This window comes from Salinivibrio proteolyticus, assembly GCF_001996165.1.
Classification (GTDB): Bacteria; Pseudomonadota; Gammaproteobacteria; order Enterobacterales; family Vibrionaceae; genus Salinivibrio; species Salinivibrio proteolyticus.
Genome location: NZ_MUFP01000011.1, coordinates 1 through 26,154 on the forward strand (window position 1 = coordinate 1; position 26,154 = coordinate 26,154).

The following is a 26,154-nucleotide window of genomic DNA, read 5'->3' on the forward strand; positions in this document are numbered from 1 at the left end:
AGTCAGAGAATTATCGATCATTACATAAAATATCAAGACGAAGGTTATGCGGTAAAGTCTAAATCAGATATTCATGACTTTCCATCTGTAGTTCATGTAGAAAATGAAATTCATAAATCAGATCTTCCAGAGTACATTAAAAGCATAGTAGAACATCACTTAAGTCAAGGAATTCCTGAGAGTGAGATCGTTATTCTTTGTCCTAGCTGGTTCGATGTTATTGGCGCTTCTAACAAACTAAATGATTTAGACAAAGATTTTAATATTGATGGTTTCCTGATTTCACCAATCCCAAAAAATCAAGATAATATTTGGCTCACCTTAATTCGGCTTGCCCTAACCAAACCGGACATAAAAAACTATTTAAAGAGAAGAAGGTATTCAAGCGAACTATCAGAAAGAATAAACACCATAACTCAGGATGATGAGCTTACCTCACCCAAGAAAATCCTAAAAACAATAAATTCAATATGTGTAGAAAGTGATGATGAAATTGAAAACTGGATCGAAAACATCATTAAAAAATTTTGCGAAAAACTTAATATAAGTCTAGACGCTGAAACTGTAGCATATAGAGAAAAGGAAAGTTTAAAAAATTCTACATCTGAAAGAATAAAAAAATATAAGATGAATTACAGAGCCAGTGATCTAGAATCCTTCTTTTCCTCAGCTAGTGGTGTAAAAATAACCACATCCCATTCTACAAAGGGGGATGAATATGAAGTCGTCATATGCACTGGTTTATTACATGGAAAAATACCTCATTGGAATGACATAAGAAATCAAACCTCTCAGCATCAAAACTATGTTGCTAGAAGGTTGCTTTATGTAATTTGTTCCCGTGCGAAAAAGCATCTTTACCTGATATCGGAACGAGGCCACCAAACAGGAGGCGGCTGTTCATATACTCCTACCCGACAGCTCTAAAATCGTTTAGACATTACCACCGAAAAGAAAATAAAACAGGGCAGAAATACCGCCCTGTTTTTTCAATAACATAGAACTTCGAATCTAATGTCTTTTGCCATTGTATATTTCGATATTACATCATCGCCTGCCGGATAGCTGTTAACGCCAGCTCGAAGTCCTCCGGCGTCGCTCGGCCAGTTTCAGCCTGGTAGTAAAGGATCGTGAACATATTAGCGACCGCCTCCGCGACGGGGGAAATCTGCCGGGCGGTTTCTTGGTCGATGAACACCAGGGCGGCCAGCTTGGTCGCTGCCTGATGAATTGCTTGCTCAACTTCGATATTATATGTGGTTGTCATGTGTCACCTCTCTGTCAGGTGGTATGTGGAAATGCGGGCCGGTGCACCATCACCGGCCCGTGTGCTGTCTATAAGCCGGTATTGGAAAACCCAGCCACTTCTGAAAACGGGGTTTTCCCGGTTCCAGCCCCTGCGTCATTGCTGATGCGCGTGCTGCTCAATGCCTCCACTCGGCCAGTAGGGTCCGGGCGATTCACAAAGGCCGCAATCTCCGCGTCGGTGTCTTTCTCTTCCTCGGTCAATGGTTCGACAACCGGTACAAAATCGGCTTCTGCGCGGGGTTCCTGGTCTTTGTCGAGCATATCTAGGGCAGCCATGAAATTACGTTCTTTCATCGTCTTATCTCCTTACGTATCTTGCCGATCGCGGTTCACAAAGCTGGCAACCTCTTCATTACGTTCCTGCTGGCGTTCCTGGGCATACGAAACGTAGTCCCCGACGTCGAAGGTGTGCTTTTCCGGGTCGCGTGCTTGCCACTCAGCGTGTGACTGGCGGGCCTTGTCCTGGTCCTCGCTGGACAGAGCATCAAAGCCGCCTGTTTGGTTTACCCAGCCACCGCCGTTGCCACCGCTCAAGCTATCGCTGTCGAACGATGCGGTATCACTCACCTGATCAGCTCGACCAGCATCGTTATCACTCTTTGGCTCCATGCTTTCACGAATTGAGGATGCCAGGCGTCCTCCGGCGGTCTGATTAGCCTTATCTTGAAAACTTCCGGCCATCTTTGCTCCGACCCCTTTAGCAAGCTCGCCAGCCGTTCCGGCTGCTAGAGAAGCTGCCCGACCAAACCCACCGCCAGAGCTGTAACTACCCGCTCCGGAAAAACCTGCTGCCTTTGCAAATGGCGTATCACCCGTGCTCGCGTTATCGCTGCCAGTGGTGCTACCACCCCAGCTTTCGCCGGTATCACTAGAGCTACCGCCGAAGCTCGTCATGTCTCCACCGGCCATACTGGATTGCGCCTTTTGAAAGGCTGCTTTTACAGCACTAGCTCCACCGGCCATATTAGTCGCCCCGGACATTGCAGCGCTTCCAAGCGCAGCACCACCCGATGCGACGGCTGCACCGGCACCGACAGCCCCACCAATCAAGGCCCCTGCACTGAATGAACTACCAGCGCTCGCAGCAGCACCACCGCCAGGGATCAAACCTGCAACCACGTTTGGTACGGAGTTAACGAGAATAACCATGACAAGGGACACAACGAAAATTACCAACAATTCGTCCATCGGCGCACCTTCTGAAAGGTCGGAGTGATAACCATCGATAATAGAAACAGCGATCCCAACCAGCAGTGTCATCGTCATGATTTTGAGTGCTATACCGGCCACACTCCTGAAATAGTTGACGGCAATATCAGAGGTCCAGCGCGAGCCACCGAAGCCCAAGACAAAGATTCCCGCATAAGCAATAATCCATGCCGTAACTAGGGCAAGAAGAACGTTGGCTGCAACAATGGCCATGCATGCCAATATGGCAAGCGTGGTCAGGAAGATGGACAAGTTGTCCATAGGGCTAGTGATGCTATAGCTGCTCGCTGCCTTAGCGATAATATCAAACGCAATATCTATCGGCGTGGAAGGATTCAACCCCCTTGGCAGACCGGATGCTTCTGCCGCGATATTTCTCAACGAGTTGATAATATCCATTGCAAAGCTAGGCCCATTGATCAACAGCCACCAAAAGAATCCGGTAGTAATGGTGAAGCGAGTAAACTCGGCGAAGAACTCGCCAATGTCGGCTTTACGCAATGCCATCATGCCGAATGTCCAGACCATTGAGATAACAACCAGTGTCCAGAATAACCAGGACGCATGATCAGTAATTGTTGTCGCCCAGTTTGAGCTTTCGGTTAAAAAACGGTCCGAAACTTCATTCAACACACCGCCTTTATCTATTTCGGCAAAGGCGGCTGGTGAAATGGAAGCAAAGGGCAGCACGACCCCAAAGCGAAGAAGTACTGTTTTCATATCAGAATCCCTTGCTCTTAGAGCGATCCACCGGTTCTTTCAGGCTATCGTAGATAGTCCCGTCCTGTTTTTCGCACTGCTCTTGCTGTTGGTTTGTTTTTTCGCAGTTTTCTTCCTTCTCACTACATCCCGCCATGAGGGACAAAGAAAGCAGAAGTGTCAGCACTTGAATCATGTATTTCATGCTTAGTACTCCTTGCTTTGAGAACGGTTTACCGGTTCGGCCAGCCCCTCATAGAGCTTATCGCGTGAAGCCTGATATTGAGCTTCGCGGTCGGCGTCGGCCTGCATCTTAGTGCCAACGGCGTTTTGCTGAGCAATCAGCAAGCTACGGATTTGCAGGAGCTGATTGGCCTGGTTGCTGGCGAGCTGGTTGGCGTAACCAATGGCGGCCAATTGTCCGTCTGCACCCTGGGCGGCGGACTGCAGGCGGGTAAGCTGACGGGCATCTGCTTCTAGGTTGTCTTGCTGCTGCTCCAAGCCCTTAAACAGCGCATCATTGGCCGTTTTCTGCGATTCGGACGCCAGGCGGCGGTTTTCTTCCATCGCGGCCCGTTCGGCATCGCTGCACCCTGTAGAAGAGAAGCAAGGCGATCCACGGTAATAGGCCACGTCCTGGAACTTGCCCAAGTACGCATCGAGGCTACCAAGTTGGTTTTGGTAATAAGCGAGCGTGTTGGTAGCCTGGTTCAGATCGTTGATGGTCCGCTGCGCCTGGTCCCAAATATGGGCCGCCGGGGCCATCGTGTTTTGCAGTTGGTTTTCGTACTGCTGGAGTTGGGTTTGGTACTCCTGAATCTGCTTGAGCGTCTGCGCAACGGCTTCCATCGCGGACATGATGTTTTGCGTCAGATTGGTGCCATCAACGACAGGGATACCCGCCTGTACAGGCTGCAATGAACCGATAAGAAGCGAGGTTGCCAAGGCAACCGGTAGGATTGGAATTTTAGCCGCTAAAATTTTTTTCTCTTGCATGATCAATACCTCTCGATGAATAAATATCCAACTTCTCGACCAATGACATCCAGCTCCAGCGGTTGCACTGCCGCTGCCAGTATTTCTCGTATTTCCGCATCAGTGCTCCTGTCGTTAAGCGCCGCACGCACTTTTAGCGCCCGGTGAACTTCAGGAGGCAAATTACGGACAAGTACATTCGCCATATTAATACCTTCTTGATGCACTCGCTACCAATGATATCAAAGATATCACAAACAACAACCATGTTTTCTACTCACCTTACAAATCGGCGGCAGCCGGTAGCCTCGCAGAGCAAGATTCCCCGTTGAGCGCCCCCGGCGCGAATAAGGGAGAGTGAAGATAGTTAATCGGCTCCGCCGATTAGCTAACTTCACCTATCCTGCCCGCCATTCAGCATTGTTTACGCCAAGGAAAGTGTTGCCGCGAAAATCTGTTTTTTTGTGCAAACCATATAAAATCGCTTGCTCACCTTCTTGCTAGAACAGAAACACAAAATAAACGCGTAATATCAGGCAATTGCTACGCTAACGCGGAGATTTACACAGCAAAAAAGCACAGGAATACACAGCTTTACTAATTCAGGAGGGATAGCGCCCCTCAAGTGTCAATGAAACGTACGAGTGCTAGCAACACATCGAATGTAGGTCACTGTATTCCATGGGTTTTTAAACTTACTAGACACTCTCACCAGCCTTTTCTTTGACAGTTTCAGATTGGTATCGGTTGGGTCACACGGTCAGGAAGGACCGCTATCAACACCCTGGCGTGTCGAGCCGCTAGCGCCCAACTTTGGACAGCTTTTCGGCACTCGGCACAACGTCAGTGCGGATAGGAAATGTAGTGTTGTAGTAAGTTGTATGGTGATACAACATACTACAACCTACAAACAGCACATCTTCAGCCGACTACGGCCATAAGTGGCTATACATGAAATACAGCGTCTAGAGTCGCGGAAATAGGCGCCTCAAGCAGTGCTCTCTTAACACCCCGCTAAGAGGAAAATAAAAATCGGCTATAAATTGGAGCGCATAGATAACAGCCAACTATTATAGTTTTCCTGCTTGAACGGCTCATTATGCGTCTGCAAAGAAGGGGACTTCCCAAAAAGCCTTGGCACTCCAACTAAGTACCAAGGCTTTAGTGCTTGATAAGCTTAAGCTGGATTAGCAGCTAAGCCTGTTTTTTCTTCTTTTCTTTTACGTGCAAGGCAACGATTAGTAGCTTCTGTAATAGGCGTTTCACCGCCTTTCACTCCCCTCATGTACATCACCGCTGCTGCAGCCTGCATAATAGATTCTGCAGAGTCAGGGTTTGACATATCAGCAGTCATTTCCTGTACAAGTTCGGCATCAGTAATGCCATTCTTTTCCGCGCGGCCTAGAGCGTTAAACTCCTTCCTCGCACGCGTTTGTTGTGTTTCAAATGGGTTTTTCATCAAAACGCTCCTGTTCCTTAGGCTACGGAATTGAAGCCTAAGGAACTCTAATGGGGGCGGATCTAATTGAATTCAAGATTTCACACCCAAGCGCACACCCGCCCTAGCCAAACTATGATCGATGTTTCTTGCGCTCTTGAGACCTCTTTGACCTGCCCTTCGGAAGGATTGCACGCCAAGAGAAGGGGTAGCTTCTGGCGAGGAATCAGAATCGGCCACCCTCTTGGCGTTAAAACATCGGCCGGAGGCCGATACTATTGGCAAGGCATGAACGCGCCATTAAGGCGCGGGCTATGCCGCGCATGGTGGATATTCTTTAGAATATCTTGGATCGATTTCCAAAACAGACCGGAAAGCCTTGTCCTGCAGGGGTTTTCGCGATTGTAGCGGATACCGTTATGCCGGTGATGGGATACTATTATGCCGGGGGACGGGTGCTATTATGCCGGGTATGGGTACTGTCGCGCCGGGGGTTGGCACGGTTAGTCCCTGGCCGCCTAATCTCCCATTTCCCCTTAGCGTATTCATGTACAGTCCAGCCCACTGAAATCAGTTCAGTTAACGCTTTCCGGGCCGTCTGACGGCGCTTTTTCAAGGTGTTGGGGTTCTTCGTTTTGTCCGGCCAGACGTAGTTGCAAAGGGTATCCAGTTCTACGCGTCCAGATTTACCGGCATCAATCCAGCCCGATAATCGCTGATGCAGTAATCGAGCAGGATCGGTCTGTAGCGCCCGAACCTCCGTCATGTCGAGGCGAGTATGTGGACGCTCTCCCATTACAGCCTCTGCTAATCGAGGGTTCAGGCCGACAAACAGCTTACCTTCCCGGTCGTCGCTGACGTAATCGGACAGGATACGGAACCCCTGACGCTGCCCGTTACGTTCCACAATGACCGATACTGCCCATAGTCGCTCGATGCTATCGCGGATAGTTCTGAACTGGCTGCCTCCATCGTCGGCATATCCAAGTTCCCGGGCCAGTTGTCGGAAGCTGCCCTTAGCAACCATCGCGTCCTTCTCAACCGCGTCCCATTTGAGGTCTAGCAAGAGGCGCAATTGCTGCCCAACCTCTGACTCGGTTTCGTTTCGCAGCACAATCCCGCGCCCCCCATCACCAGAAATTGCGGCCATAGCCACAAGCCCTTGTAGGATACGAAGATCATCAACTCCCAGAGGCTCAGGTCCCCAGAAACGTATAGAATCCTCGCCATGGGTATAGGTTACGTCCAGCTTAAGCCGTTTCCGCTCTCCACGCTTCAGGCTACGAAACAAGCCAGGAGCCAAGCAATGGGCTGGGTCATGTCGAACATGGGTAAGATCAAAGCTCATCGCGCGCACCACCCTTAGATTTATTGAATGGCAGCACTCTATTGGATTTGCTCTGCTTCTCTAATACGGCAGGCTTCAGTATTCCTCCTTCATGTCGTCGATACCACTTGTCAGAGATAGGGGCAGAGTAATTAAGCTTAGGGAAGGACCATCGCACAAAATGACGGCGACATTCTTCGTCTACTCCCCATGTTTCGGCTTCTGCCGCCCCCATGCCAATTAAATTCGCTTGAAAGCGGACGTTATCCGTGAGCACAGAACTGCCTCGGCTAGCCTGCTGAGCGTCACCACTGCTAAACGCACCGGCTTTGTTTGTATGGTGGAGGAATAAAACGCTAGTTCTATTTACGCTGCAAAGTTGTTCCATGTAGTCCAGCAGCCCTTTCATATGGCCTCCATCATTTTCGTCCAACTTATGAAATCGGCGTAACGTGTCAATTACTACGAGGCGAGCACCTCGAGTGACGTTCTCAATCCAATTCCGCCACTCTCTACTCATCATATCGGCACTGAAACCGACCAGAGGAGCAACCGCTAAGTTGTTATACATGGCCTCACGTTGGCTAGTGTTAAGGTATCGACCTATAGCGTGAAAACGCCCAGATAACACGTCTGTAGGGTCTTCTCCGGTTAAAAATACCACTGGACCGGTGACCAGCCGCCACGCGCTGTCCATATCAGCTAAATTCAATAGATCAGCACCGGTAGCAACCGTTACAGAAACTTGTAGAGCAAGCATGGTTTTACCTGTTCCACCAGGACTTACCAATGTTCCAACTGCTCCCGATTTGAAACCAGGAAATACAAAATCAAGGGACTTCGGCTCGTTCTCAACAGCTTTTCTCAGATCGAGCAACGCAATTTCTAGGGTCATAGCGTCAGCCCCTTATCGTATTGCCAGGCCGAGTAGCTTGGATTCCTGACGATCTACGGGTCTCTATCCACTCTTCGACTTCCGATAAATCCCAAGCAACATTTCTGCTTGTAAGCGCTATTCGCTTAGGAAACTCGCCCCGTTGCTCTAGGTTATAAATTGTGCGCGTTGAAAGAGGGATCATCTCCAGGAGTTGCTTCCTGTTGATGAGGGTTTTGGCAGTGTGCATGGTCAATACCTCTCAAATGAATGCGCTTGATGTCTCAAGCGGACTATTCATCGAGTAGCGTCTGCTAATCGGTAATTGACCTTCCCGATGCCGGAGGGCGGCCTTGAATGGAAATTTGGCATCAATCTACGCTAATTATGCTATCAAAGATATCATAATTAGCAACCATCTAACCTTTAAAAAAATGACAACCACCCACTTTTAGGCAGTCCATTCATCAATCATGTCAGCCCAGTCCTGCAACATGGCTGTGCGCTGCTCGCGATACTCGGCTTTGTTATAGATTGCCCTCACACCTTTTTGCTCATGCGCCAGGCATTTCTCAATCCAGTCGGTGTTGTAACCGGCTTCATGGAGCAAGGTACTGGCTGTTCGTCTCAGGTCGTGCGGGCCGAATTTGGCAAGCGGCTGCCCCTCTTTCTGAGCCAGCTTGTAAGTCATCGTCATCACCCGGTTCAGCGTGGCACTGCTCATGGGCACGTCAGAATCGTAACGCGACGGCAGAACATAATCCGATCCACCGGAGAACGTCTTCAAAGCGATGAGAATGTCCATGGCTTGCCTGGATAGAAACACCAGATGAGGATTTCGCCGCTTCATCCTTTCTTTCGGGATGGTCCAGAGCGCTTCGCTGAAGTTGATCTCACTCCAGGTGGCATTTGTCAGCTCGCTTTTTCGCACCATCGTCAACAACAACAGTTTGACTGCTGCGCGGATCGATGGTGATGTACCAATACGCCCCATGTACTGATACATGATCCTGATTTCTTCGGGGGTCAGGGTTCGATCTCTCGGCTCAAACCTGGCAATGCTTGCTGGCCGCACCAGATCTGCCGGGTTCTCAACCTTCTGGCCTCGCTCAGTGGCCCAGCGGTATACCTGGAGTACAATCTCACGCGCATGAACCGCCGTAGCAGGCGCTCCACGCTCTACGATGGCGTCGGTCAGTGCTCGCAAGTCCTCGTGAGTGATTTCGGTCAGCTTTTGATTGCCGAACTTTGTTTCCAGCTCTCTCGTATAAACCGAGCGGCGCATATCACGGGTAGAGTCGGCCATCTGGTAGCCACGTAGCCACTTTTCAGCCCAGGCACCAAAGGTTTCAGCCCCTTTTACACGCGCCTTGTCCCTTGCCTTCTCCTTCGCTGGCGACTTTCCATCAGCGACCATCCGCTTGGCTTCACCGAGTCGTTCACGAGCTTCTGCGAGAGTGATACCCCCAACGCCGTAACGACCAAAGGTGATCGTCTCTTGTCTGCCATTGATCGAGTAGTTGTAACGGAATGAGATGGAACCGGCAGGGGTGACAGCCACATAAAGGCCGTCCCGGTCATTCACTTTGTAGAGTTTGTCCCTCGGTTTGAGGTTTCGCAGCTTGGTATCGGTCAGCAAGAGCCTTATCCTTCTTTGATTCCGATACCATGCTGCAAGATCACCCAAAAAACAGGCTTTAATCTCAATAAAAACAGAAGCTTAAGTATTTTCGATACCATGAACACACAAGATCAAGCAGCATGGTATCGGCTATCAGTCATGGCATCATGTCTCGATAATACCACCTTGGATACCACGCTCAAGCGGTGCTTCCCGCTGCCATCAGTTGCCAAACAATGCCAGACACAATAACAAAAAAGCCCATGAAAACATGGGCTTAGGTGTCATTTAATGCCAGTTATTACCAGCTGATGCCTAACGTGTGATCATTCCCACTCAATTGTCGCAGGCGGTTTGCCGGAGACGTCGTAAACCACGCGGGAGATGCCGTCGACTTCGTTGATAATGCGGTTCGACACTTTGCCAAGAAAATCGTATGGCAGGTGTGCCCAGTGCGCGGTCATAAAGTCGATGGTTTCGACGGCACGCAAGGCAATGATCCAATCGTATTTACGGCCATCGCCCATTACACCAACAGAACGTACCGGTAAGAAAACCGCAAACGCTTGTGAGACTTTGTCGTACAAATCGGCGTTGCGCAGTTCTTCGATAAAGATTGCATCCGCGCGACGTAGAAGGTCACAGTATTCTTTGTGGATCTCGCCCAGTACACGCACGCCAAGACCTGGCCCTGGGAATGGGTGGCGGTAAAGCATGTTGTAAGGCAGGCCTAGTTCAAGGCCAATCTTACGGACTTCGTCTTTAAACAGCTCTTTGAGTGGTTCAACCAAGCCCATTTTCATTTCTTCCGGAAGACCGCCCACATTGTGGTGCGATTTAATCACGTGTGCTTTACCGGTTTTCGAGGCTGCTGATTCAATCACATCTGGATAGATGGTGCCTTGCGCCAACCATTTGGCGTTTTTCATTTTAGTGGCTTGCTCGTCGAATACTTCAACAAACACGCGGCCAATGATTTTACGCTTAGCTTCAGGGTCAGCTTCGCCTTTCAGCGCGTCGAGGAAGCGGTCTTCAGCGTTGACGTGGACAATGTTGAGGCCGAAGTGGTCACCAAACATTTCCAGTACTTGCTCGCCTTCGTTAAGGCGTAGCAGGCCGTTATCCACAAATACGCACGTGAGCTTGTCGCCAATCGCGCGGTGAACCAGCATTGCCACTACTGAGGAATCAACGCCACCAGATAGGCCAAGGATCACTTCATCATCACCGACTTGCTCGCGAATACGCTCAACCGCATCTTCGATGATAGACGCAGGAGTCCATAGGCGCTCACAACCGCAGATGGTCATCACAAACTGCTCTAGCATGCGTTTGCCTTGGCGAGTATGCGTGACTTCCGGGTGGAACTGTACGCCGTAGAAGCGCTTCTCTTCGTTAGCCATCGCCGCAAACGGACAGGTGTCGGTTTCGGCGATTTTGACGAAATCTTCTGGGATAGCGACCACTTTATCACCGTGGCTCATCCACACATCCAATAGCGCGGTGCCATCTTCGGCGATCGCATCTTCAATACCATCAAACAAAGCACTGTTGGCAACACGCTTAACTTGGGCATAACCAAATTCGCGGTGCTCAGAGCCGGCCACTTTACCGCCCAGTTGCTCAGCCATGGTTTGCATGCCGTAGCATACGCCAAGCACCGGCACGCCAGCATTAAAGACATACTCAGGCGCACGCGGTGAGCCAGCTTCAGCGACACTTTCAGGGCCACCGGAAAGGATGATGCCATCAGGGGCAAAATCACGAATATCTTGCTCTTCTACATCCCAGCTCCACAACTCACAATACACTCCGATTTCACGGACACGACGTGCGATCAGTTGCGTGTACTGGGAGCCAAAGTCGAGGATCAAAATACGTTGAGCATGAATGTTTTTGGTCATTATCTGGCTTTCTCAATTAAGTGGAACAAAGGGGCGTTGTCAGCCCTCTTGGACGAATAGAAAGCGGTGTGGCCCTTAAGCCACACCGCCATACATTATCCGAGGCGATAGTTAGGCGCTTCTTTGGTGATGGTCACATCGTGAGCGTGTGACTCTTTCATGCCCGCGCCAGTCACGCGAACAAATTGCGCCTTGGTGCGTAAATCGTTGATGGTGGCAGAGCCCGTCAGACCCATGCATGAACGCAAACCGCCCATTTGTTGGTGGATGATTTCTTTCATCATGCCTTTGTAGTCTACACGGCCTTCAATGCCCTCTGGGACCAGTTTGTCGGCAGCATTGTCGCTTTGGAAATAACGATCAGATGAGCCTTTTGACATCGCGCCCACCGATCCCATACCACGGTACGATTTGTACGCGCGACCTTGGTAAAGCTCAACTTCACCCGGTGATTCTTCCGTCCCTGCCAGCATGGAGCCAACCATCACACAGGATGCGCCAGCGGCAATCGCTTTACACATATCGCCCGAGAAGCGAATGCCACCGTCAGCAATGACCGGAATGCCATATTCTTGTGCAACGGCTGCTGCATCACTGATGGCTGTGATTTGTGGTACACCAACCCCGGTCACAATACGGGTGGTACAAATCGACCCTGGGCCAATTCCCACTTTAACGGCATCAACACCCGCTTCAATTAGGGCACGAGCACCGTCTGCCGTGGCAACGTTACCCCCTACGATTTGCAGGTTTGGATACGCGGCGCGTGTATCGCGAATGCGTTGCAACACACCTTCAGAATGGCCGTGTGATGAGTCAATCAAAAGAACGTCGACACCGGCTTCCACCAAGGCGGCAACACGCTCTTCATTACCTGCGCCAGCACCGACGGCGGCACCCACGCGCAGACGGCCTTGCTCGTCTTTACAGGCGTTTGGTTTGCTTTCTGCTTTCTGGAAGTCTTTTGCGGTGATCATGCCGCTTAGGTGGTGGTCTTGATTGACGACCAAGATTTTTTCCACGCGGTGCTGCTGCATCATTTGCTGAACTTGCTCTCGATCCGCACCTTCTTGCACCGTGGCCAAGCGAGACTTCGGCGTCATCACTTCATCAACACGCTTGCTCAAATCAGACACAAAACGCACATCACGACCGGTGATAATACCGACGAGCTCTTTTTGCGCGTTAACCACTGGATAGCCGGCGAAACCGTTGCGTTCGGTGAGTGCTTTCACGTCCGCAATGGTCATTTCTGGCGTCACTGTAACAGGGTTTGTGACCATGCCCGCTTCGTAAATTTTAACCAAGCGAACTTGCTCAGCTTGCTGTTCAATGGTCATGTTTTTGTGGATAAAACCAAGGCCACCTTCTTGCGCAAGTGCAATCGCCAGACGGGCTTCTGTCACCGTATCCATCGCTGCTGATAAAACAGGGATGTTCAGGCTAATAGAACGAGTCAGTTGGGTTCGCAGATCCGCAGTGTTCGGAAGAACAGTGGAATGGGCAGGGACGAGGAGTACATCGTCAAAGGTTAGCGCTTCTTTCGCGATTCTCAGCATTGCAATATCTCACACCAAAATTTGTGAAGGGGAACAAAATATTGCCGCAGCATTATACGTATAGCGCAAACGTTTGGCTACAGGTTTTTACTGAGAATTTTCATTTACTGCTGTCTTTGATTTTAGGCGCTTAATATTCAATCACTTCGAGTAAAAATGCCCGCTCATGCACGGCATACGCTTAGCAATTGGCATCCTCAAAGCAGACAGGTAGTATGCGTGCAGGTGAATGAAAAAGGTTGGCGACGTGAGCACAAACAATCGCAACATTTTGACGGTATCTCGGCTGAATGCCGAAGTTCGGCTGTGTCTTGAGCGCGATATCGGCATTGTCTGGTTAAGCGGGGAAATTTCCAATTTTACCGCCGCAGTCTCAGGGCATTGGTATTTATCGCTGAAAGATAACCAAAGCCAAGTGAAATGTGCCATGTTCCGCGGTAACAACCGTCGTGTTACCTTCAAACCCAAAAATGGCGACCAAGTGTTAGTCCGCGCCCGAGTGTCCTTGTATGAGCCACGCGGTGACTATCAATTGATCCTCGAAAGTATGCAGCCTGAAGGGGATGGGCGGCTACAACAAGAGTTTGAGCAACGTAAGCAAGCGCTTGCAGCCGAAGGGCTTTTTGCCCAAAGCGAGAAAAAGCCTTTACCTACTCAACCACGCCGTATTGGTATTATTACCTCCAAAACCGGCGCTGCCTTGCATGATATTCTGCATGTACTCAAGCGACGCGATCCTAGCCTGCCCGTGGTCATTTATCCTACGCTGGTGCAAGGGCGCGATGCCGCAGTCAGCATCGCGCAAGCTATTGGTCGTGCCAATAGTCGAGCAGAGTGCGATGTTTTGATTGTCGGTCGTGGCGGGGGGTCGCTAGAAGATCTCTGGTGTTTTAATGAGGAAATCGTCGCCCGTACTATCGCTGCCAGCACGATTCCTATTGTCAGTGCGGTGGGTCATGAAGTGGATGTAACCATTGCTGATTTTGTCGCTGACATGCGCGCTCCAACCCCTTCAGCCGCTGCGGAGCTGGTTAGCCGCGATCTGAGTTATCGGCTTCAGCAATATCAGCAACGCGAGCAAGCACTCAGTCGCGCTATGGCCGATGTGCTTTATCGTCAGCAACGGCATCTCACCCAATTGTCGCACCGTTTGTCCCACCAGCATCCGCGCACGCGCTTACAACAGCAAAGCCAGCGATTGGATGAGCTACAACGGCGCATGCAACAAGCGATGATGACTAAAATTCGTCGTGCTCAGGCGCAATGTAGCCAGTTGGACGACCGATTGCAGCGTGCAACGCCGCTCCACACCATTCATCGCCAGCAAGGGCGTGTGAGCCAGCTTGAACAGCGCCTTAGTCACGCCATGGACGCTCAATTGCAGCACGCACAACAGCGGCTGCATACTCTGATGGCAACCCTAGATGCCGTTAGCCCTCTGGCTACCCTAACTCGAGGTTATTCCATCACTCGTACGGGCGATGGCAAGGTGGTGACCCAGACCGAGCAGCTTAGCGTGGGTCAAACATTACATACCCATCTGCGTGAGGGCGACATCACAAGTACGGTCACCGCGCTGACACCGGCTTCTGTCTCCCCCGCACAAGATTAACCTCTGTACAACCGACTTCTCTCTGATCTGATTGTGATCGCCTGATCGAGGGGTTAATGCCCCTTGATCAGCTTCCTACCCTAAAAAGAATATTTATCAATACACTTCCCGAAAGCATAAGTTACATGTTCTGCATTTGGATTTTAATCGATATAAAAAACTATTTGGGTTTATTTTTTTGACGTGATCCAGAATTAATGAAAAGAGAATAGCATCAGGTGATGGTTGAATTCTCACCGCTCAAAAACCCGCCTAGCGCGGTATGACAGCGGATCGTGTCACTGACTTTAAGCAGCATATTAATGTGATTTAGATCACTTAAATTCGGAAAAAGATCATGAAAAAGATCGTAGACCAGCATAGAAGATCAAAAAAAGCCCAGCGCGATGGCTGGGCAAGTGATTACTTTTTGTTTCGGTTTTTCACCATGTCCATCAAGCGCTTGCGCTGTCTGGACTGAGAAAGCGTCAGCTTCTCTTTCTTCCCTTCATACGGGTTTTCACTATTCTGGAACTGGATCTTAATCGGGGTGCCCATAATATCGAGCGTCCGGCGATAGTAGTTCATTAAATAGCGCTTATACGAGTCCGGAAGTTCATTAACCAAGTTACCGTGGATTACCACAATCGGCGGGTTATACCCCCCGGCGTGTGCGTATTTTAGCTTCACTCGGCGACCTCGAATCATCGGCGGTTGGTGGTCGTCCTGCGCCATCTTCATGATGCGCGTCAGCATCGACGTACCTACACGCTTGGTCGCTGACTCATAGGCTTCTTGAATCGACTCAAACAAGTGACCCACACCCGTACCGTGCAGGGCAGATATAAAGTGAACACGCGCAAAGTCGACAAAACCCAGACGGCGGTCGAGCTCTGATTTGACACGCTCTTTCACTTCGCTATCCAATCCATCCCACTTGTTGACCGCTAGCACAATAGAGCGTCCAGCATTCAAGGCAAACCCCAGTAGGCTTAAGTCTTGGTCAGAGATGTTTTCGCGCGCATCAATCACCAGCAACACCACATTGGCGTCTTCAATCGCTTTAAGGGTTTGGATAACCGAGAACTTCTCGACTTTATCCGTCACGCGCTTACGACGTCGTACACCGGCGGTGTCAATCATCACGTATTCGCGTCCATCACGCTCCATAGGAATGTAGATAGAGTCACGTGTGGTGCCCGGCATATCGTAAACCACCACGCGCTCTTCGCCGAGCATGCGGTTGGTTAGGGTCGATTTACCCACATTTGGACGGCCAATAATGCCAATTTTAATCGGCTGGGCTTGGAGGCGCGCATACTCGTTTTCCGCTTCCTCTTCGGTCATGGTGGTTTCGTCTACCGGCTCGATATCATCCTCACCGGTGAGATCAACCAAACCAGCTTCTTGGTCTTCTTTGGCTTGTTCCGCGAACGGCATCAGCGCACGGTTGATCAAGGTACTTACACCGCGACCATGTGCAGCCGCAATTTGGTACATGTTGTCCATGCCTAGTTGCCAAAAGTCAGATGCGGCGGTGTCCGGATCCATCCCGTCGACCTTATTCACCACCAAGAAAGATGTTTTTTCACGGGTGCGAATATGCTGCGCAATCTCTTGGTCGGCCGGGGTTAAACCCACACGACCATCAACCATAAACAGGACAACGTCCGCTTCTTCAATGGCGGCCAAAGACTGCTCGGCCATTTTGGTTTCTACGCCTTCCTCGGTGCCATCAATACCGCCGGTATCGATCACGATGAACTCGTGTTCACCTAGCATCGCTTTACCGTATTTTCGATCCCTGGTCAGTCCCGGAAAGTCCGCTACTAGCGCATCACGCGTGCGGGTTAGACGATTAAAGAGCGTCGATTTCCCTACGTTCGGGCGCCCTACAAGGGCAATAACAGGAATCATGTAGACCTCTTCTCTTTCATTCTCTTATCAATGAACAAGGCTCCTCACTGTCAGAGCAGTCAGGAGCCCAAAATAATTATGTTGGCTAATTCTACTCGATGGTCAGTTTTCTCATTTGACCATCACGTGTGATCACAATATAGCCGTTATCCGTTTGTACTGGCGCAACAGCGATGCCATTACCTTCCAGTGACTGCTGAGCAACAAACTCGCCGGTTTGTGGATCAAGCCAGTGCAAATAACCTTGGCTGTCACCTACCATGATGTAACCGCTGCTCGCCGAAGGTGGCGTGAGAATCCGGTATTCCAGCTCAGTGTTACGCCATTTTTCTAGGCCGTTGCGTGCATCCAATGCCACGACATCGTCTTTATCATCAATCAGATAAACGGTGTTGCCCGCAACCATAAAGTCTGTCGCTGTCGAAAAATCACGCTTCCACGCCGCTTGGCCAGAGCGCAAATCAATCGACACCAATTGACCATTATACCCCACCGCGTACAGGCGGTCGCCTTCAATCACCGGAGTGGCATCCACATCGACCAGACGATCAATCTCAGTCGCCCCTTTCGGCGTGGCAATCGGAATTTGCCAGAGTGAGCGACCATCTTGGATCATCGCAGCGCCCAATCGACCATTGGCCATGCCCCAGAATAAACCGCCAGAGATAGTGACGGGCGCACTGTCACCACGCAAGCTGAGATTGGGTACATCGTTGGTGTTGTTCCATTGCACTTCACCCGATTCGGCATCCAACGCAACTAACTCACCGCGGCTGGTATTAACCACCACCAGTCCAGCTTCAACCAAAGGTTTTGACAGGATCTCACCGTTGACGTTTTGTTGCCAAACGAGTTCCCCGTTTTCGGCATCCAGTGCATAAAGCACCCCGGTTTCTGCACCAACATAGACTTTGCCGTAAGACGCACTCAGGCCGCCCGAGAGCAACGCAGGTACATCGGTTTGCACTGATTTTTCCCATACCGACTGGCCGGTCTGTAAATCGTACGCACCGATAAGGCCGTTACGATCTGCGGCAAAGACTTTGTCATAAGCCACGACCGGACGCAGTGCAGAGTAATAATGACCAACGCCATCACCGACTTGTGCTTTCCATTGCAAGCTTGGGGTAAATTGGCTATTCACCGTCGGCAATGGTGCCATTTGCACCACATCTTCTTCACCGGCACAACCGGCAAGCAACGCCAAGGCAGCTGCCATCGCCGCCCCACGCCATAATCCTTTTGTCATACCGCGACCTTACTGACTGAGGTTGTTAAGCTTCATATTGACGGTTGGGCTCTCTGCCGCTGCAAGTGACGCCGCATAGGCGCTACGTGCCGCATCTTTGTCGCCTTTAAGCAGCATGATATCACCACGGATCTCTTCGACTTTTGCGCGCCAGCTTGGTGCCGTCACGCTATCGAGCTCAGTCACTGCGGTGTCATAGTTACCTAACTCCGCCTCAATCCGCGCAAGACGTGTGGCAATTAAGCCATGAATGGCATCGTCTTTAACCCAAGCACTGGCTTGACGAAGCTGTTCGCTCGCTTGCGCAAGCTCCCCTTGTTCAACCAGTTTTTTCGCCAATTGCATAGCAGCTAACGCACGATAGCCTTCGTGGTCTTCGCTTTTAACCACGTTCTCAAGGGCGGCGGTTTCGCCTTTGTCCAGACCACTAAGCGCTTGAACATATTGCTGTGAGGCTTGTTCCTTGCTCTCAGTCACGTGTGCTTGGTAGTAACGCCATCCATATAGCACACCCAATCCGACTACAGCGCCAATAACAACGGCTTTGCCGTTATCTCGCCACCACTTTTTAATCGCTTCAACTTGCTGTTCTTCTGTGGTGTAGACGTCCACGATCTGTCCTCTCTAAATCAAATCTGCGAGTGTCGCGGCGACCTCGTCTTGTTTCAAGGTTTGCTGCTCGCCGCCTTTCAAATCTTTTACTGCCACGGTGCCATTCTCGACTTCATCTTCGCCAAGCACCAGTGCCACAGACGCACCGACTTTGTCCGCACGTTTAAATTGTTTTTTGAAGTTACCCCCGCCAAAGTGCGACATAACACGTAGGCCCGGGACTTGCTCACGTAAGCGCTCAGCCAGCTGCATACCGGCGACGAGGCTGCCTTCTCCAACCGTGACAACATACACATCCACGGCAGGACGCACATCGTCTTGGTTCAGGGTTTCGAGCATCAGAACTAGACGCTCTAGGCCCATTGCGAATCCAACCGCAGGCGTCGCTTTACCGCCGAGTTGTTCAACCAGACCATCATAGCGACCGCCGCCACATACTGTGCCTTGGGCGCCAAGGCTGTCTGTGATCCACTCGAACACGGTGCGGTTGTAGTAATCAAGGCCACGGACCAAACGGTGGTTAACCTCGTATTGGATACCTGCCGCGTCCAAGAGTTCACATAAGCCGGCAAAATGCTGCTTCGATTCCTCATCGAGGTAGTCGCTCAGCTTAGGTGCATCCACCAGAATGGCTTGAATGTCGGCATTTTTGGTATCCAACACACGTAATGGGTTGGTTTTCATGCGGCGTTTGCTGTCTTCATCTAAGACAGATTCATGCTGCATCAAAAAATCCACCAAGGCTTGGCGATAGTCAGCACGCGCTTGTGGCGATCCAATTGAATTAAGCTCCAAACGGACGTGATCGGCAATGCCTAGCTCACGCCATAGACGCGCCGTCATCATAATCAGTTCAGCGTCGACGTCTGGGCCATCAATACCGAACACTTCCACGCCAAATTGGTGGAATTGACGATAGCGACCTTTTTGAGGACGCTCGTGACGGAACATTGGGCCGGTGTACCAAAGGCGATGTTCTTGGTTATACAGCAAGCCATTTWCAATGCCAGCACGCACACAGCCCGCTGTCCCTTCAGGACGCAGTGTGAGGCTGTCACCATTGCGATCATCAAAGGTGTACATTTCTTTTTCGACAACGTCCGTGACTTCACCGATGGCGCGACTAAAAAGGTGGGTCGCTTCCACGATAGGCATGCGTACTTCACTATAGCCGTAAGCACTGACCACTTGCTTGACCGTGTTCTCTAGTTTTTGCCATAGGGGAGACTGAGACGGGAGGCAATCGTTCATGCCTCGAATTGCTTGAATTGTTTTAGCCACGTTAACTTCCGTTACCGATTAAAGAGTGAGAATGGAGAAGGCGGCCGTTAGGCTTCGCCTTCCTTTTCAATTTGTGAGACGTCGATGCGGTTTTTTTCATCCATCATCGCCGCTTTCGCGCGAATTTTTGCCTCAAGTGCGTCGACAAGGTTGTCGTTATYGAAACGCTCTTTCTGACGCTTGCCGTCGAGGTAATAGGCGCTGCGTTTGTTGCCACCTGCCAAACCTAGGTGAGAGACTTCGGCTTCACCGGGTCCATTCACCACACAGCCAATCACAGAAACGTCCATCGGCGTGGTGATGTCTTCAAGGCGCTGTTCGAGCGCATTCACTGTTCCTATCACATCAAATTCTTGACGCGAGCAGCTTGGGCAGGCAATAAAGTTCACCCCGCGTGAACGAATCCGCAGTGACTTTAAAATATCAAAACCGACTTTGATTTCTTCCACCGGATCGGCGGCAAGGGATACGCGCAAGGTATCACCAATGCCTTCCGCTAATAGCATGCCTAGGCCCACCGCAGATTTAACCGCACCCGCTCGGGCACCACCAGCCTCGGTAATGCCAAGGTGCAACGGTTGATCGATTTGCTGCGCCAGTTTTCGATATGACTCAACAGCCAAGAATACGTCTGAGGCTTTCACACTCACTTTAAATTGATCAAAGTTGAGCCGATCAAGGATATCGACATGGCGCATCGCTGACTCGACTAGCGCGTCTGGTGTCGGTTCGCCATATTTTTCTTGTAAATCACGCTCCAGTGAGCCGCCATTCACGCCAATACGGATCGGGATATTCTTATCTCGCGCGGCATCCACCACGGCACGAATGCGTTCTTCACGGCCTATATTACCGGGATTGATGCGCAAGCAATCCACCCCGTATTCTGCGACTTTTAAGGCAATACGGTAGTCAAAGTGGATATCCGCGACCAACGGGATCGCGGTCTGCGCCTTGATCAATTTAAAGGCTTCAGCCGCATCCATCGTCGGTACCGAGACACGTACAATGTCGGCGCCCACTTTTTCTAGCGCTTTAATTTGCGCCACCGTGGCATCTACATCTGTGGTACGCGTATTGGTCATCGATTGCACCGCTATCGGCGCACCATCACCAATGGGAACATTACCGACGTAAATACGTTTAGACGGACGGCGTTTAATTGGGGATTCGGTATGCATGTCGACGTTCTCTGATTACTGCGGAAGGCGCAACCGTGCCACTTGGCCGGTTGGAAAGCCATCAAGATCAATATTATCGCCATTAAAAGTAATGGTCACCGCACTTGGGGCGCCTAATACTAGTTGATAAGGCGGCTCACCGTTTAGAGTCAGTGCATCGCCGTTGGTTTTAATGCCCGTGGCCAAGCGCGCGCCAGTGGCATCGCGAACGTCGATCCAGCAATCGCTGCTAAAGCGCATGACCAATGTGTTGTCCGCAGCGATCGGCGCTTCGTTGTCATTGCCGACACGGTCATTGGCGACACGCTGGGCTTCATCAATTTGTTCGCTGATGCTCGGTTCGCTGGTCGTCGCCTTTGGCGCCACGGCTTGTGTCGCTTGTTGTCCTTCGCTAGAGGCCGGCACCGATGGCTCTGGTGCAGCGTCCGAGATAGGTGCTTGTGCAGGCTCATCGCTTTGTGTTTCTTGCGGCGCGGCTTCTGGAAGTGGCTCAGCCACCGGCATGGTATCGGTGTCATTCGGCGTGGTCACCAACTCGTCCGCTGCTTGCTGTGGCACTATGGGTTCAACGGTTTGTTGATTTTGCCAGTACCAAGCACCCGTGATCCCAACTAAGATCAGCGCAATCACACCCGAAAGCATCATCAAGCGAYTCTCGCTTTTCTGACGACGTGTTTTGCGTGAAAAGCTTTGCATTTTTTGCACCGTTTCAGCGCTGCTGGCTTCCATATCGCTGGTACCAATCAGGCTATCGGCGTCAATTTGCATCAGTTTGGCGTAGGATCGCAAATAGCCACGTGTAAACGTGGCCAATTGTTCGGTATCTGGATTGTTGTTTTCGAGGTCTTCAATCACGCTCACGCGCAATCTCAGCCTGTCGGCAACATCGCGAACACTCCAGCCCATTTTTTCACGCGCTTGCTTTAATACTTCCCCGGGCGCAGGTTGAGTATGCGTTTGCGCTTGTTCTTCCGTCTGTTCAGTATTCATTCGCTAGGTACAATTGATATTCTTTGGATTCTGGAAACTGTTGCGCCAATCGTTGTGCATCATGGGCAGCTTGCTCCGCGTTGCCTTGTTGTTGATGTGCCTTCACTAAAAGCAGCAACCCCGCAGGGCGCTCGCCGATCTGTCTTTGCAGACGTTGAATACGTGCAATAGCACGCGTCTCTTGCCCATCCTCGATTTCAAGTTTGGCAAGTTGCAATCCTGACCGCACTCGAAGTGGGTCATGATCGACGGCTTTTTCAAACAAGGCTTTTGCACTTTGCCTTTCCCCAGCGGTTAGCTGACAAAAAGCGGCATTTTCATAACTGTCTGACACCCGATGATAATACGGTTGCGCAATGGCTTGCAAAAATGCTTGCTTCGCCGCAGCAAAACGCCGCTGCTCACACAAAAATACACCGTAATTGTTATGTACGTCGCCATTATCGGGCGCCTGGCGCAATGCTTGTTGATAAAAACGGTCGGCTTTTTCACTTTCTCCGACACGTTGTTGATAATACGCCATTGACAGCAAGGCACGATAGTAGTCTGGCGCATATCGTAGCGCTTGTTGTAAGTTTTGCTGCGCTTGTTGATAGCGATCACTGTTTAGGTAGCCTAATCCCAGTGATATTCGGGCATCTGCTGCCCGAATACTATCAAATTCTGAACTTTTTTGCTTTTCTACTGGCGTGGCACATCCAGCCAACGTCATGATGAGTAAGAGTACACAGCCAGTACGGTGCATGTCCCTATCCTTTTTCTGAGCCTAACGGTCAGACTGGACGAACAGGGATTACCTCCTGTGCACCCAGTCGCTTCTCGGCGCGTTTGGTTCGATCAATGATATCGCCAGCTAATTGCCCACAAGCGGCATCAATATCATCTCCACGCGTCTTGCGTACCGTCACGGTAAAATCGTATTCCATCAAGGTTTTCATAAACCTATCGATACGAGAATTACTCGGTTTCTTGTACGGAGACTCAGGATACGGGTTAAATGGAATAAGGTTAATCTTCGCTGGCGTATCTTTCAGTAGCTCTGCGAGCTGACGCGCATGCTCCATATAATCGTTGACATGATCGAGCAAAATATACTCAACCGTGACTCGACCACGGTTCGCGTTCGATGTTGCAATATAACGGCGTACGGCATCAAGGAATGCCTCAATGTCCCAGCGGTCATTGATTGGCATGATCTGGCTGCGAAGCTCATCGTTCGGCGCATGCAGAGAAATCGCCAACGCAACGTCGATTTTACCGATCATTTGCTCAAGGCCTGATACAACCCCTGAGGTTGAGACCGTCACGCGACGCTTCGATAGGCCATAGGCGTTATCGTCTAGCATCAGGTTCAACGCTGGGATCAGGTTTTTCATGTTCAGTAACGGCTCGCCCATGCCCATCATCACCACATTGGTGATCGGACGGCGACCGGTTTCTTTTTCAATCCCAATTTCTTTCGCCGCACGCCATACCTGACCGATGATCTCAGACACGCGCAAGTTGCGGTTAAAGCCTTGGGCACCGGTCGAGCAGAATTTACAATCCAGTGCACAACCAACCTGCGAAGAAACACACAAGGTAGCCCGGTCATCTTCTGGGATATAGACGGTTTCAACATCTTGGCCAGCCACACGCATGGCCCATTTAATGGTGCCATCTTTTGAGTACTGGGCCGATGCCACTTCTGGTGCACGGATCTCCGCCACACGCTTGAGTTTCTCACGCAACTTCTTGTTGATGTTGTTCATCTCATCGAAGTCGTCGCAACCGAAGTGATAGATCCACTTCATGACTTGGTCGGCACGGAATGCCTTTTCGCCGAGCTCGTCAGCAAAATATGCACGGAGTGCCTGCCTGTCAAAATCAAGCAGATTAACTTTCTCTGTTGTCATTGGGGGTTGCCTCGTAAGAACTAGCTGTGTGGTAAAGACAAGTATATTCGCCATTGCGTCACGCTGCTTGTCCGCCCTGTCATGCCGACAAGGGGCTGGCGTGCGCGCTCAAGGCGCGAAATTGTACAGGCTTTAGATCACAGTTTCCACTCTCAGCGAGCAGGGTTATTTGCACTTAAGACGTAAAAAAAGAGGCCAACGCCTCTTTTTAAAACACCCGTGCGCTAAAAGCGGGATTAGCAACGAGGATGGATCTCATCAGCCGTGAAGAAGTAAGCAATTTCACGCTCAGCAGACGCGGGGCTATCCGAGCCGTGCACTGAGTTGTATTGCATGCTTTCTGCAAAATCGGCGCGCAAGGTGCCACAGGCCGCTTCTTCTGGGTTGGTTTTCCCCATTAGCTCGCGATAACGGCTAATCGCGCCCTCACCTTCTAGCACTTGAACCATAATGGGACCCGAGGTCATAAACTCAACCAGTGACGCGAAGAACGGTTTGCCTTGGTGTTCGGCATAAAACCCTTCTGCTTGCTCCTTGGTCAGATGCAGCATTTTCGCTGCGACAATACGCAAACCAGCACTTTCGATACGCTGATAGATAGCACCAATGAGGTTACGCTCTACGGCATCAGGCTTGACGATAGAAAAAGTGCGTTCAATGGTCATTCGCTTTTCCTTTCACTCTCTATAATGGGCCTCAAGGGACGATACGGGCCTACCCTAGCAGACTTTATCCGTGCGCCCTATGGCTCATCAGGCGAAGCGTTAACTGGCACAAAAAATCAGTGACATGCTTCGCCTGTTTTCAGTCAATGAGCAATTATTTCGCCTCATCCAGCAACACACGGGCAAGGGTTTTCACGCCCATACCGGTTGCGCCCACCGCCCATTTGTCATTCGCGGCTTTTCGGTAGGTGCCGGAGCAATCAACGTGCATCCAACCTTTTTGATAACCCTCCACGAAGTAGGACAAGAACGCAGCCGCGGTGCTCGCGCCTGGCATGTATGCACCAGAAGACGCATTGGCAATGTCCGCGAACGATGAAGGCAAGAGTTTACGGTGGAATTCTGCCAGTGGCAGCGGCCACATACCTTCACCTTCTTGCTGCGCCGCCTCAAGGGTGCGATGCGCCAGTGAGTCGTCAAAACTGAATAAAGCGTGATAGTCATTACCCAGCGCGGCTTTCGCTGCACCGGTTAGGGTCGCGCAATCAATCAAGAGTTCAGGCTTGTGTTCACTGGCGTACATCAGACCATCGGCTAAGACTAATCGACCTTCCGCATCAGTGTTGAGCACTTCGACCGTCACACCATTTTTGTAGGTAATGATATCCCCAAGCTTATAGGCGCTGCTTGAGATCATGTTTTCTGCGCAGCATAGGATCAGTTTGACGCGCTTATTCAGCCCTTTGGCAATCGCCATCGCCAATGCGCCGGTCGCGGTGGCAGCACCACCCATATCGGCTTTCATCGACGCCATAAAGTCAGACGGCTTAATGCTGTAACCGCCCGAATCGAAGGTGATCCCTTTTCCCACTAAACACGCATAGACAGGGGCAGATTCATCACCGGTTGGATTGAAGTCAAGCTGCAGCATGGTCGGTTTACGCGCCGAACCACGTCCAACGGTGTAAATACCGTTCCAGCCTTGCTCAAGCAAATCGGTGCCAGAAATAATTTTATAACTGACCGCCTCCGGGGCCATGGATTTGACAAACTCCCCCGCGCGGGCAGCTAGTTGATGAGGGCCCACTTCTTCGGCAGTTTGGTTGATAATGTCGCGCACCCAATCGCCCACTTGCTGGCGCAGGGCGAACTCCTCGGCATCGGCGCCACTGAGGACGGCCTGTTCAAATGCGACGGTATTTTTCGGGCCGCGCAAACCTTGATAGAACGCCCACGCCAGTTCCAAGTCCCACTGGTCACCACCAAGCGTTAATGCTGGTACGCCTTGCCCTTCAAGCTTGCGAGCGGCTTGCTGTACTCTATCGCGTTGCGTCTCGCCTTTTGGCGCGTGTACAACCGCTTTATCCGCCTCAAATGAGACCAAGGCGTTCTCGCCCCAATGCGCGGCTGCCGGCTGATGCGACAAAGTAACCATTAATGTTTCAGACATAGTTGCACTCCTTGTACTATCGCGCTGCTTTTTACTGTGCAGCGTCATCTGGCTATCTTAATCGAGGTCGATGACAGCCAGTTGAATGTAAAAAAGCGAGCCGATTGGCCCGCTTTTAATAATGTGTTAGGTATTTGGCCACAGATACTGTGCCGAGGCAGTGACTAAAATACAAGTATTATCAGCCACTCACGAGAGTTAACCCTCAGTCTAGCTCATCCATCCAACACATGATGATCGCTTCTAGGATACGCTCATTGGAGCGCTCCGGATCGTCATCAAAATCCTCTAACTCAGTGATCCAACGGTGTAAATCCGTAAAGCGTACCGCTTTAGGATCTACATCTGGGTAAATATCACTCAGTTCAATCGCGATATCGCGTGAATCTGTCCATTTCAAGCTCATCTT

27 protein-coding genes and 1 pseudogene are annotated in these 26,154 nt (G+C 50.8%); 3 read left to right on the forward strand and 25 right to left on the reverse strand.

Features of this window, described 5'->3' with window-relative positions; all coding sequences use genetic code 11:
* On the forward strand, positions 1 to 927 hold a 927-nt coding region (locus tag BZJ19_RS09640; protein ID WP_276526535.1), incomplete at its 5' end, for a 3'-5' exonuclease.
* 115 nt (positions 928 to 1,042) lie between these two features.
* Here the strand turns inward: BZJ19_RS09640 and BZJ19_RS09645 are convergent.
* From BZJ19_RS09645 to BZJ19_RS09695, 12 genes and pseudogenes are all read right to left on the reverse strand, one after another.
* The gene (locus BZJ19_RS09645) at positions 1,043 to 1,267 is read right to left on the reverse strand and encodes a type I toxin-antitoxin system ptaRNA1 family toxin (protein ID WP_077675478.1); all 225 of its coding nucleotides are present in this window, start codon (positions 1,265 to 1,267) and stop codon (positions 1,043 to 1,045) included.
* Positions 1,268 to 1,335: 68 nt separating this feature from the next.
* The gene (locus BZJ19_RS09650) at positions 1,336 to 1,584 is read right to left on the reverse strand and encodes a hypothetical protein (RefSeq protein ID WP_235608192.1); all 249 of its coding nucleotides are present in this window, start codon (positions 1,582 to 1,584) and stop codon (positions 1,336 to 1,338) included.
* Positions 1,585 to 1,614: 30 nt separating this feature from the next.
* The gene (locus BZJ19_RS17405; RefSeq protein WP_323133376.1) at positions 1,615 to 1,842 is read right to left on the reverse strand and encodes a conjugal transfer protein TrbL; all 228 of its coding nucleotides are present in this window, start codon (positions 1,840 to 1,842) and stop codon (positions 1,615 to 1,617) included.
* Positions 1,843 to 2,250: 408 nt separating this feature from the next.
* Positions 2,251 to 3,237 (reverse strand): annotated as a pseudogene (trbL, locus tag BZJ19_RS09655) (P-type conjugative transfer protein TrbL); the annotation flags it as partial.
* Position 3,238: 1 nt separating this feature from the next.
* Positions 3,239 to 3,421, reverse strand: a complete 183-nt coding sequence (locus tag BZJ19_RS09660) for a hypothetical protein (protein ID WP_077675481.1) — start codon at positions 3,419 to 3,421, stop codon at positions 3,239 to 3,241.
* A 2-nt stretch (positions 3,422 to 3,423) separates the two neighbouring features.
* Positions 3,424 to 4,212 (reverse strand): P-type conjugative transfer protein TrbJ, encoded by a 789-nt coding sequence (gene trbJ / locus BZJ19_RS09665; RefSeq protein WP_077675482.1) that lies wholly within the window; start codon positions 4,210 to 4,212, stop codon positions 3,424 to 3,426.
* A gap of 2 nt (positions 4,213 to 4,214) precedes the next feature.
* Positions 4,215 to 4,397: a FitA-like ribbon-helix-helix domain-containing protein gene (locus BZJ19_RS09670; protein WP_077675483.1), complete on the reverse strand. Its 183-nt coding sequence runs from the start codon at positions 4,395 to 4,397 to the stop codon at positions 4,215 to 4,217.
* 971 nt (positions 4,398 to 5,368) lie between these two features.
* Positions 5,369 to 5,650, reverse strand: a complete 282-nt coding sequence (locus BZJ19_RS09675; RefSeq protein ID WP_077675484.1) for a hypothetical protein — start codon at positions 5,648 to 5,650, stop codon at positions 5,369 to 5,371.
* A gap of 418 nt (positions 5,651 to 6,068) precedes the next feature.
* Entirely contained in the window at positions 6,069 to 6,977 is a 909-nt protein-coding gene (gene repC, locus BZJ19_RS09680; protein WP_077675485.1) for a replication protein C, IncQ-type, read from the reverse strand.
* Positions 6,967 to 7,851: a helicase RepA family protein gene (locus tag BZJ19_RS09685; protein ID WP_077675486.1), complete on the reverse strand. Its 885-nt coding sequence runs from the start codon at positions 7,849 to 7,851 to the stop codon at positions 6,967 to 6,969. The genes repC and BZJ19_RS09685 overlap by 11 nt, the downstream gene beginning before the upstream one ends.
* Before the next feature lie 4 nt (positions 7,852 to 7,855).
* The gene (locus BZJ19_RS09690; RefSeq protein WP_077675487.1) at positions 7,856 to 8,080 is read right to left on the reverse strand and encodes a helix-turn-helix transcriptional regulator; all 225 of its coding nucleotides are present in this window, start codon (positions 8,078 to 8,080) and stop codon (positions 7,856 to 7,858) included.
* 201 nt (positions 8,081 to 8,281) lie between these two features.
* On the reverse strand, positions 8,282 to 9,469 hold the full coding sequence (locus BZJ19_RS09695; RefSeq protein ID WP_077675488.1) for a tyrosine-type recombinase/integrase: 1,188 nt from the start codon (positions 9,467 to 9,469) through the stop codon (positions 8,282 to 8,284).
* 99 nt (positions 9,470 to 9,568) lie between these two features.
* Here BZJ19_RS09695 and BZJ19_RS17360 point away from each other — a divergent pair, with 99 nt between their 5' ends.
* Positions 9,569 to 9,703 carry a hypothetical protein gene (locus BZJ19_RS17360; protein ID WP_268794311.1) on the forward strand — a complete coding sequence of 45 codons (135 nt, stop codon included), beginning with the start codon at positions 9,569 to 9,571 and terminating at the stop codon, positions 9,701 to 9,703.
* 74 nt (positions 9,704 to 9,777) lie between these two features.
* Here BZJ19_RS17360 and guaA read toward each other — a convergent pair whose 3' ends face one another.
* Together guaA and guaB are read right to left on the reverse strand one after the other, a co-directional pair.
* Positions 9,778 to 11,355, reverse strand: coding sequence for a glutamine-hydrolyzing GMP synthase (gene guaA, locus BZJ19_RS09700; RefSeq protein WP_077675489.1), 1,578 nt, complete (start codon positions 11,353 to 11,355; stop codon positions 9,778 to 9,780).
* Between the two features lie 95 nt (positions 11,356 to 11,450).
* Positions 11,451 to 12,914, reverse strand: coding sequence for an IMP dehydrogenase (gene guaB, locus BZJ19_RS09705; protein ID WP_069590671.1), 1,464 nt, complete (start codon positions 12,912 to 12,914; stop codon positions 11,451 to 11,453).
* Between the two features lie 247 nt (positions 12,915 to 13,161).
* On the opposite strand from guaB, the gene xseA reads away from it, so the two are divergent.
* Positions 13,162 to 14,526 carry an exodeoxyribonuclease VII large subunit gene (gene xseA, locus BZJ19_RS09710; RefSeq protein WP_235608194.1) on the forward strand — a complete coding sequence of 455 codons (1,365 nt, stop codon included), beginning with the start codon at positions 13,162 to 13,164 and terminating at the stop codon, positions 14,524 to 14,526.
* A 402-nt stretch (positions 14,527 to 14,928) separates the two neighbouring features.
* On the opposite strand, the gene der is transcribed toward xseA, so the two are convergent.
* From der to iscX, 11 genes are all read right to left on the reverse strand, one after another.
* Positions 14,929 to 16,422: a ribosome biogenesis GTPase Der gene (gene der / locus BZJ19_RS09715; protein WP_069590670.1), complete on the reverse strand. Its 1,494-nt coding sequence runs from the start codon at positions 16,420 to 16,422 to the stop codon at positions 14,929 to 14,931.
* Positions 16,423 to 16,513: 91 nt separating this feature from the next.
* Positions 16,514 to 17,671, reverse strand: coding sequence for an outer membrane protein assembly factor BamB (bamB, locus tag BZJ19_RS09720; RefSeq protein ID WP_077675491.1), 1,158 nt, complete (start codon positions 17,669 to 17,671; stop codon positions 16,514 to 16,516).
* Between the two features lie 9 nt (positions 17,672 to 17,680).
* The gene (locus tag BZJ19_RS09725) at positions 17,681 to 18,283 is read right to left on the reverse strand and encodes a YfgM family protein (protein ID WP_077478913.1); all 603 of its coding nucleotides are present in this window, start codon (positions 18,281 to 18,283) and stop codon (positions 17,681 to 17,683) included.
* 12 nt (positions 18,284 to 18,295) lie between these two features.
* Positions 18,296 to 19,564: a histidine--tRNA ligase gene (hisS, locus tag BZJ19_RS09730; RefSeq protein WP_077675492.1), complete on the reverse strand. Its 1,269-nt coding sequence runs from the start codon at positions 19,562 to 19,564 to the stop codon at positions 18,296 to 18,298.
* Positions 19,565 to 19,611: 47 nt separating this feature from the next.
* On the reverse strand, positions 19,612 to 20,745 hold the full coding sequence (gene ispG, locus BZJ19_RS09735; RefSeq protein WP_077675493.1) for a flavodoxin-dependent (E)-4-hydroxy-3-methylbut-2-enyl-diphosphate synthase: 1,134 nt from the start codon (positions 20,743 to 20,745) through the stop codon (positions 19,612 to 19,614).
* 15 nt (positions 20,746 to 20,760) lie between these two features.
* A complete protein-coding gene (gene rodZ, locus BZJ19_RS09740) occupies positions 20,761 to 21,735 on the reverse strand; it encodes a cytoskeleton protein RodZ (protein WP_077675494.1) in 975 nt (324 codons plus the stop codon).
* Positions 21,725 to 22,480: a type IV pilus biogenesis/stability protein PilW gene (gene pilW / locus BZJ19_RS09745; protein WP_077675495.1), complete on the reverse strand. Its 756-nt coding sequence runs from the start codon at positions 22,478 to 22,480 to the stop codon at positions 21,725 to 21,727. The genes rodZ and pilW overlap by 11 nt, the downstream gene beginning before the upstream one ends.
* A gap of 28 nt (positions 22,481 to 22,508) precedes the next feature.
* The gene (gene rlmN, locus BZJ19_RS09750) at positions 22,509 to 23,630 is read right to left on the reverse strand and encodes a dual-specificity RNA methyltransferase RlmN (RefSeq protein WP_077456450.1); all 1,122 of its coding nucleotides are present in this window, start codon (positions 23,628 to 23,630) and stop codon (positions 22,509 to 22,511) included.
* Positions 23,631 to 23,866: 236 nt separating this feature from the next.
* Positions 23,867 to 24,295 (reverse strand): nucleoside-diphosphate kinase, encoded by a 429-nt coding sequence (ndk, locus tag BZJ19_RS09755; RefSeq protein WP_077456448.1) that lies wholly within the window; start codon positions 24,293 to 24,295, stop codon positions 23,867 to 23,869.
* Between the two features lie 154 nt (positions 24,296 to 24,449).
* A complete protein-coding gene (gene pepB / locus BZJ19_RS09760; RefSeq protein WP_077675496.1) occupies positions 24,450 to 25,745 on the reverse strand; it encodes an aminopeptidase PepB in 1,296 nt (431 codons plus the stop codon).
* A 205-nt stretch (positions 25,746 to 25,950) separates the two neighbouring features.
* Complete coding sequence (iscX, locus tag BZJ19_RS09765; RefSeq protein ID WP_077478907.1) at positions 25,951 to 26,151, reverse strand: Fe-S cluster assembly protein IscX; 201 nt, start codon at positions 26,149 to 26,151, stop codon at positions 25,951 to 25,953.
* Positions 26,152 to 26,154 lie beyond the last annotated feature (3 nt).

What these genes read in the sequence shown, in the direction of transcription:
- BZJ19_RS09645 (WP_077675478.1), bottom strand. Translation starts at nt 1,267, where the DNA reads ATGACAACCACATATAATATCGAAGTTGAGCAAGCAATTCATCAGGCA.
- BZJ19_RS09650 (WP_235608192.1), bottom strand. Translation starts at nt 1,584, where the DNA reads ATGGCTGCCCTAGATATGCTCGACAAAGACCAGGAACCCCGCGCAGAA.
- BZJ19_RS09660 (WP_077675481.1), bottom strand. Translation starts at nt 3,421, where the DNA reads ATGAAATACATGATTCAAGTGCTGACACTTCTGCTTTCTTTGTCCCTC.
- trbJ (WP_077675482.1), bottom strand. Translation starts at nt 4,212, where the DNA reads ATGCAAGAGAAAAAAATTTTAGCGGCTAAAATTCCAATCCTACCGGTT.
- BZJ19_RS09670 (WP_077675483.1), bottom strand. Translation starts at nt 4,397, where the DNA reads ATGGCGAATGTACTTGTCCGTAATTTGCCTCCTGAAGTTCACCGGGCG.
- BZJ19_RS09675 (WP_077675484.1), bottom strand. Translation starts at nt 5,650, where the DNA reads ATGAAAAACCCATTTGAAACACAACAAACGCGTGCGAGGAAGGAGTTT.
- repC (WP_077675485.1), bottom strand. Translation starts at nt 6,977, where the DNA reads ATGAGCTTTGATCTTACCCATGTTCGACATGACCCAGCCCATTGCTTG.
- BZJ19_RS09685 (WP_077675486.1), bottom strand. Translation starts at nt 7,851, where the DNA reads ATGACCCTAGAAATTGCGTTGCTCGATCTGAGAAAAGCTGTTGAGAAC.
- BZJ19_RS09690 (WP_077675487.1), bottom strand. Translation starts at nt 8,080, where the DNA reads ATGCACACTGCCAAAACCCTCATCAACAGGAAGCAACTCCTGGAGATG.
- BZJ19_RS17360 (WP_268794311.1), top strand. Translation starts at nt 9,569, where the DNA reads ATGAACACACAAGATCAAGCAGCATGGTATCGGCTATCAGTCATGGCA.
- guaA (WP_077675489.1), bottom strand. Translation starts at nt 11,355, where the DNA reads ATGACCAAAAACATTCATGCTCAACGTATTTTGATCCTCGACTTTGGC.
- guaB (WP_069590671.1), bottom strand. Translation starts at nt 12,914, where the DNA reads ATGCTGAGAATCGCGAAAGAAGCGCTAACCTTTGACGATGTACTCCTC.
- der (WP_069590670.1), bottom strand. Translation starts at nt 16,422, where the DNA reads ATGATTCCTGTTATTGCCCTTGTAGGGCGCCCGAACGTAGGGAAATCG.
- bamB (WP_077675491.1), bottom strand. Translation starts at nt 17,671, where the DNA reads ATGACAAAAGGATTATGGCGTGGGGCGGCGATGGCAGCTGCCTTGGCG.
- pilW (WP_077675495.1), bottom strand. Translation starts at nt 22,480, where the DNA reads ATGCACCGTACTGGCTGTGTACTCTTACTCATCATGACGTTGGCTGGA.
- rlmN (WP_077456450.1), bottom strand. Translation starts at nt 23,630, where the DNA reads ATGACAACAGAGAAAGTTAATCTGCTTGATTTTGACAGGCAGGCACTC.
- ndk (WP_077456448.1), bottom strand. Translation starts at nt 24,295, where the DNA reads ATGACCATTGAACGCACTTTTTCTATCGTCAAGCCTGATGCCGTAGAG.
- pepB (WP_077675496.1), bottom strand. Translation starts at nt 25,745, where the DNA reads ATGTCTGAAACATTAATGGTTACTTTGTCGCATCAGCCGGCAGCCGCG.
- iscX (WP_077478907.1), bottom strand. Translation starts at nt 26,151, where the DNA reads ATGAGCTTGAAATGGACAGATTCACGCGATATCGCGATTGAACTGAGT.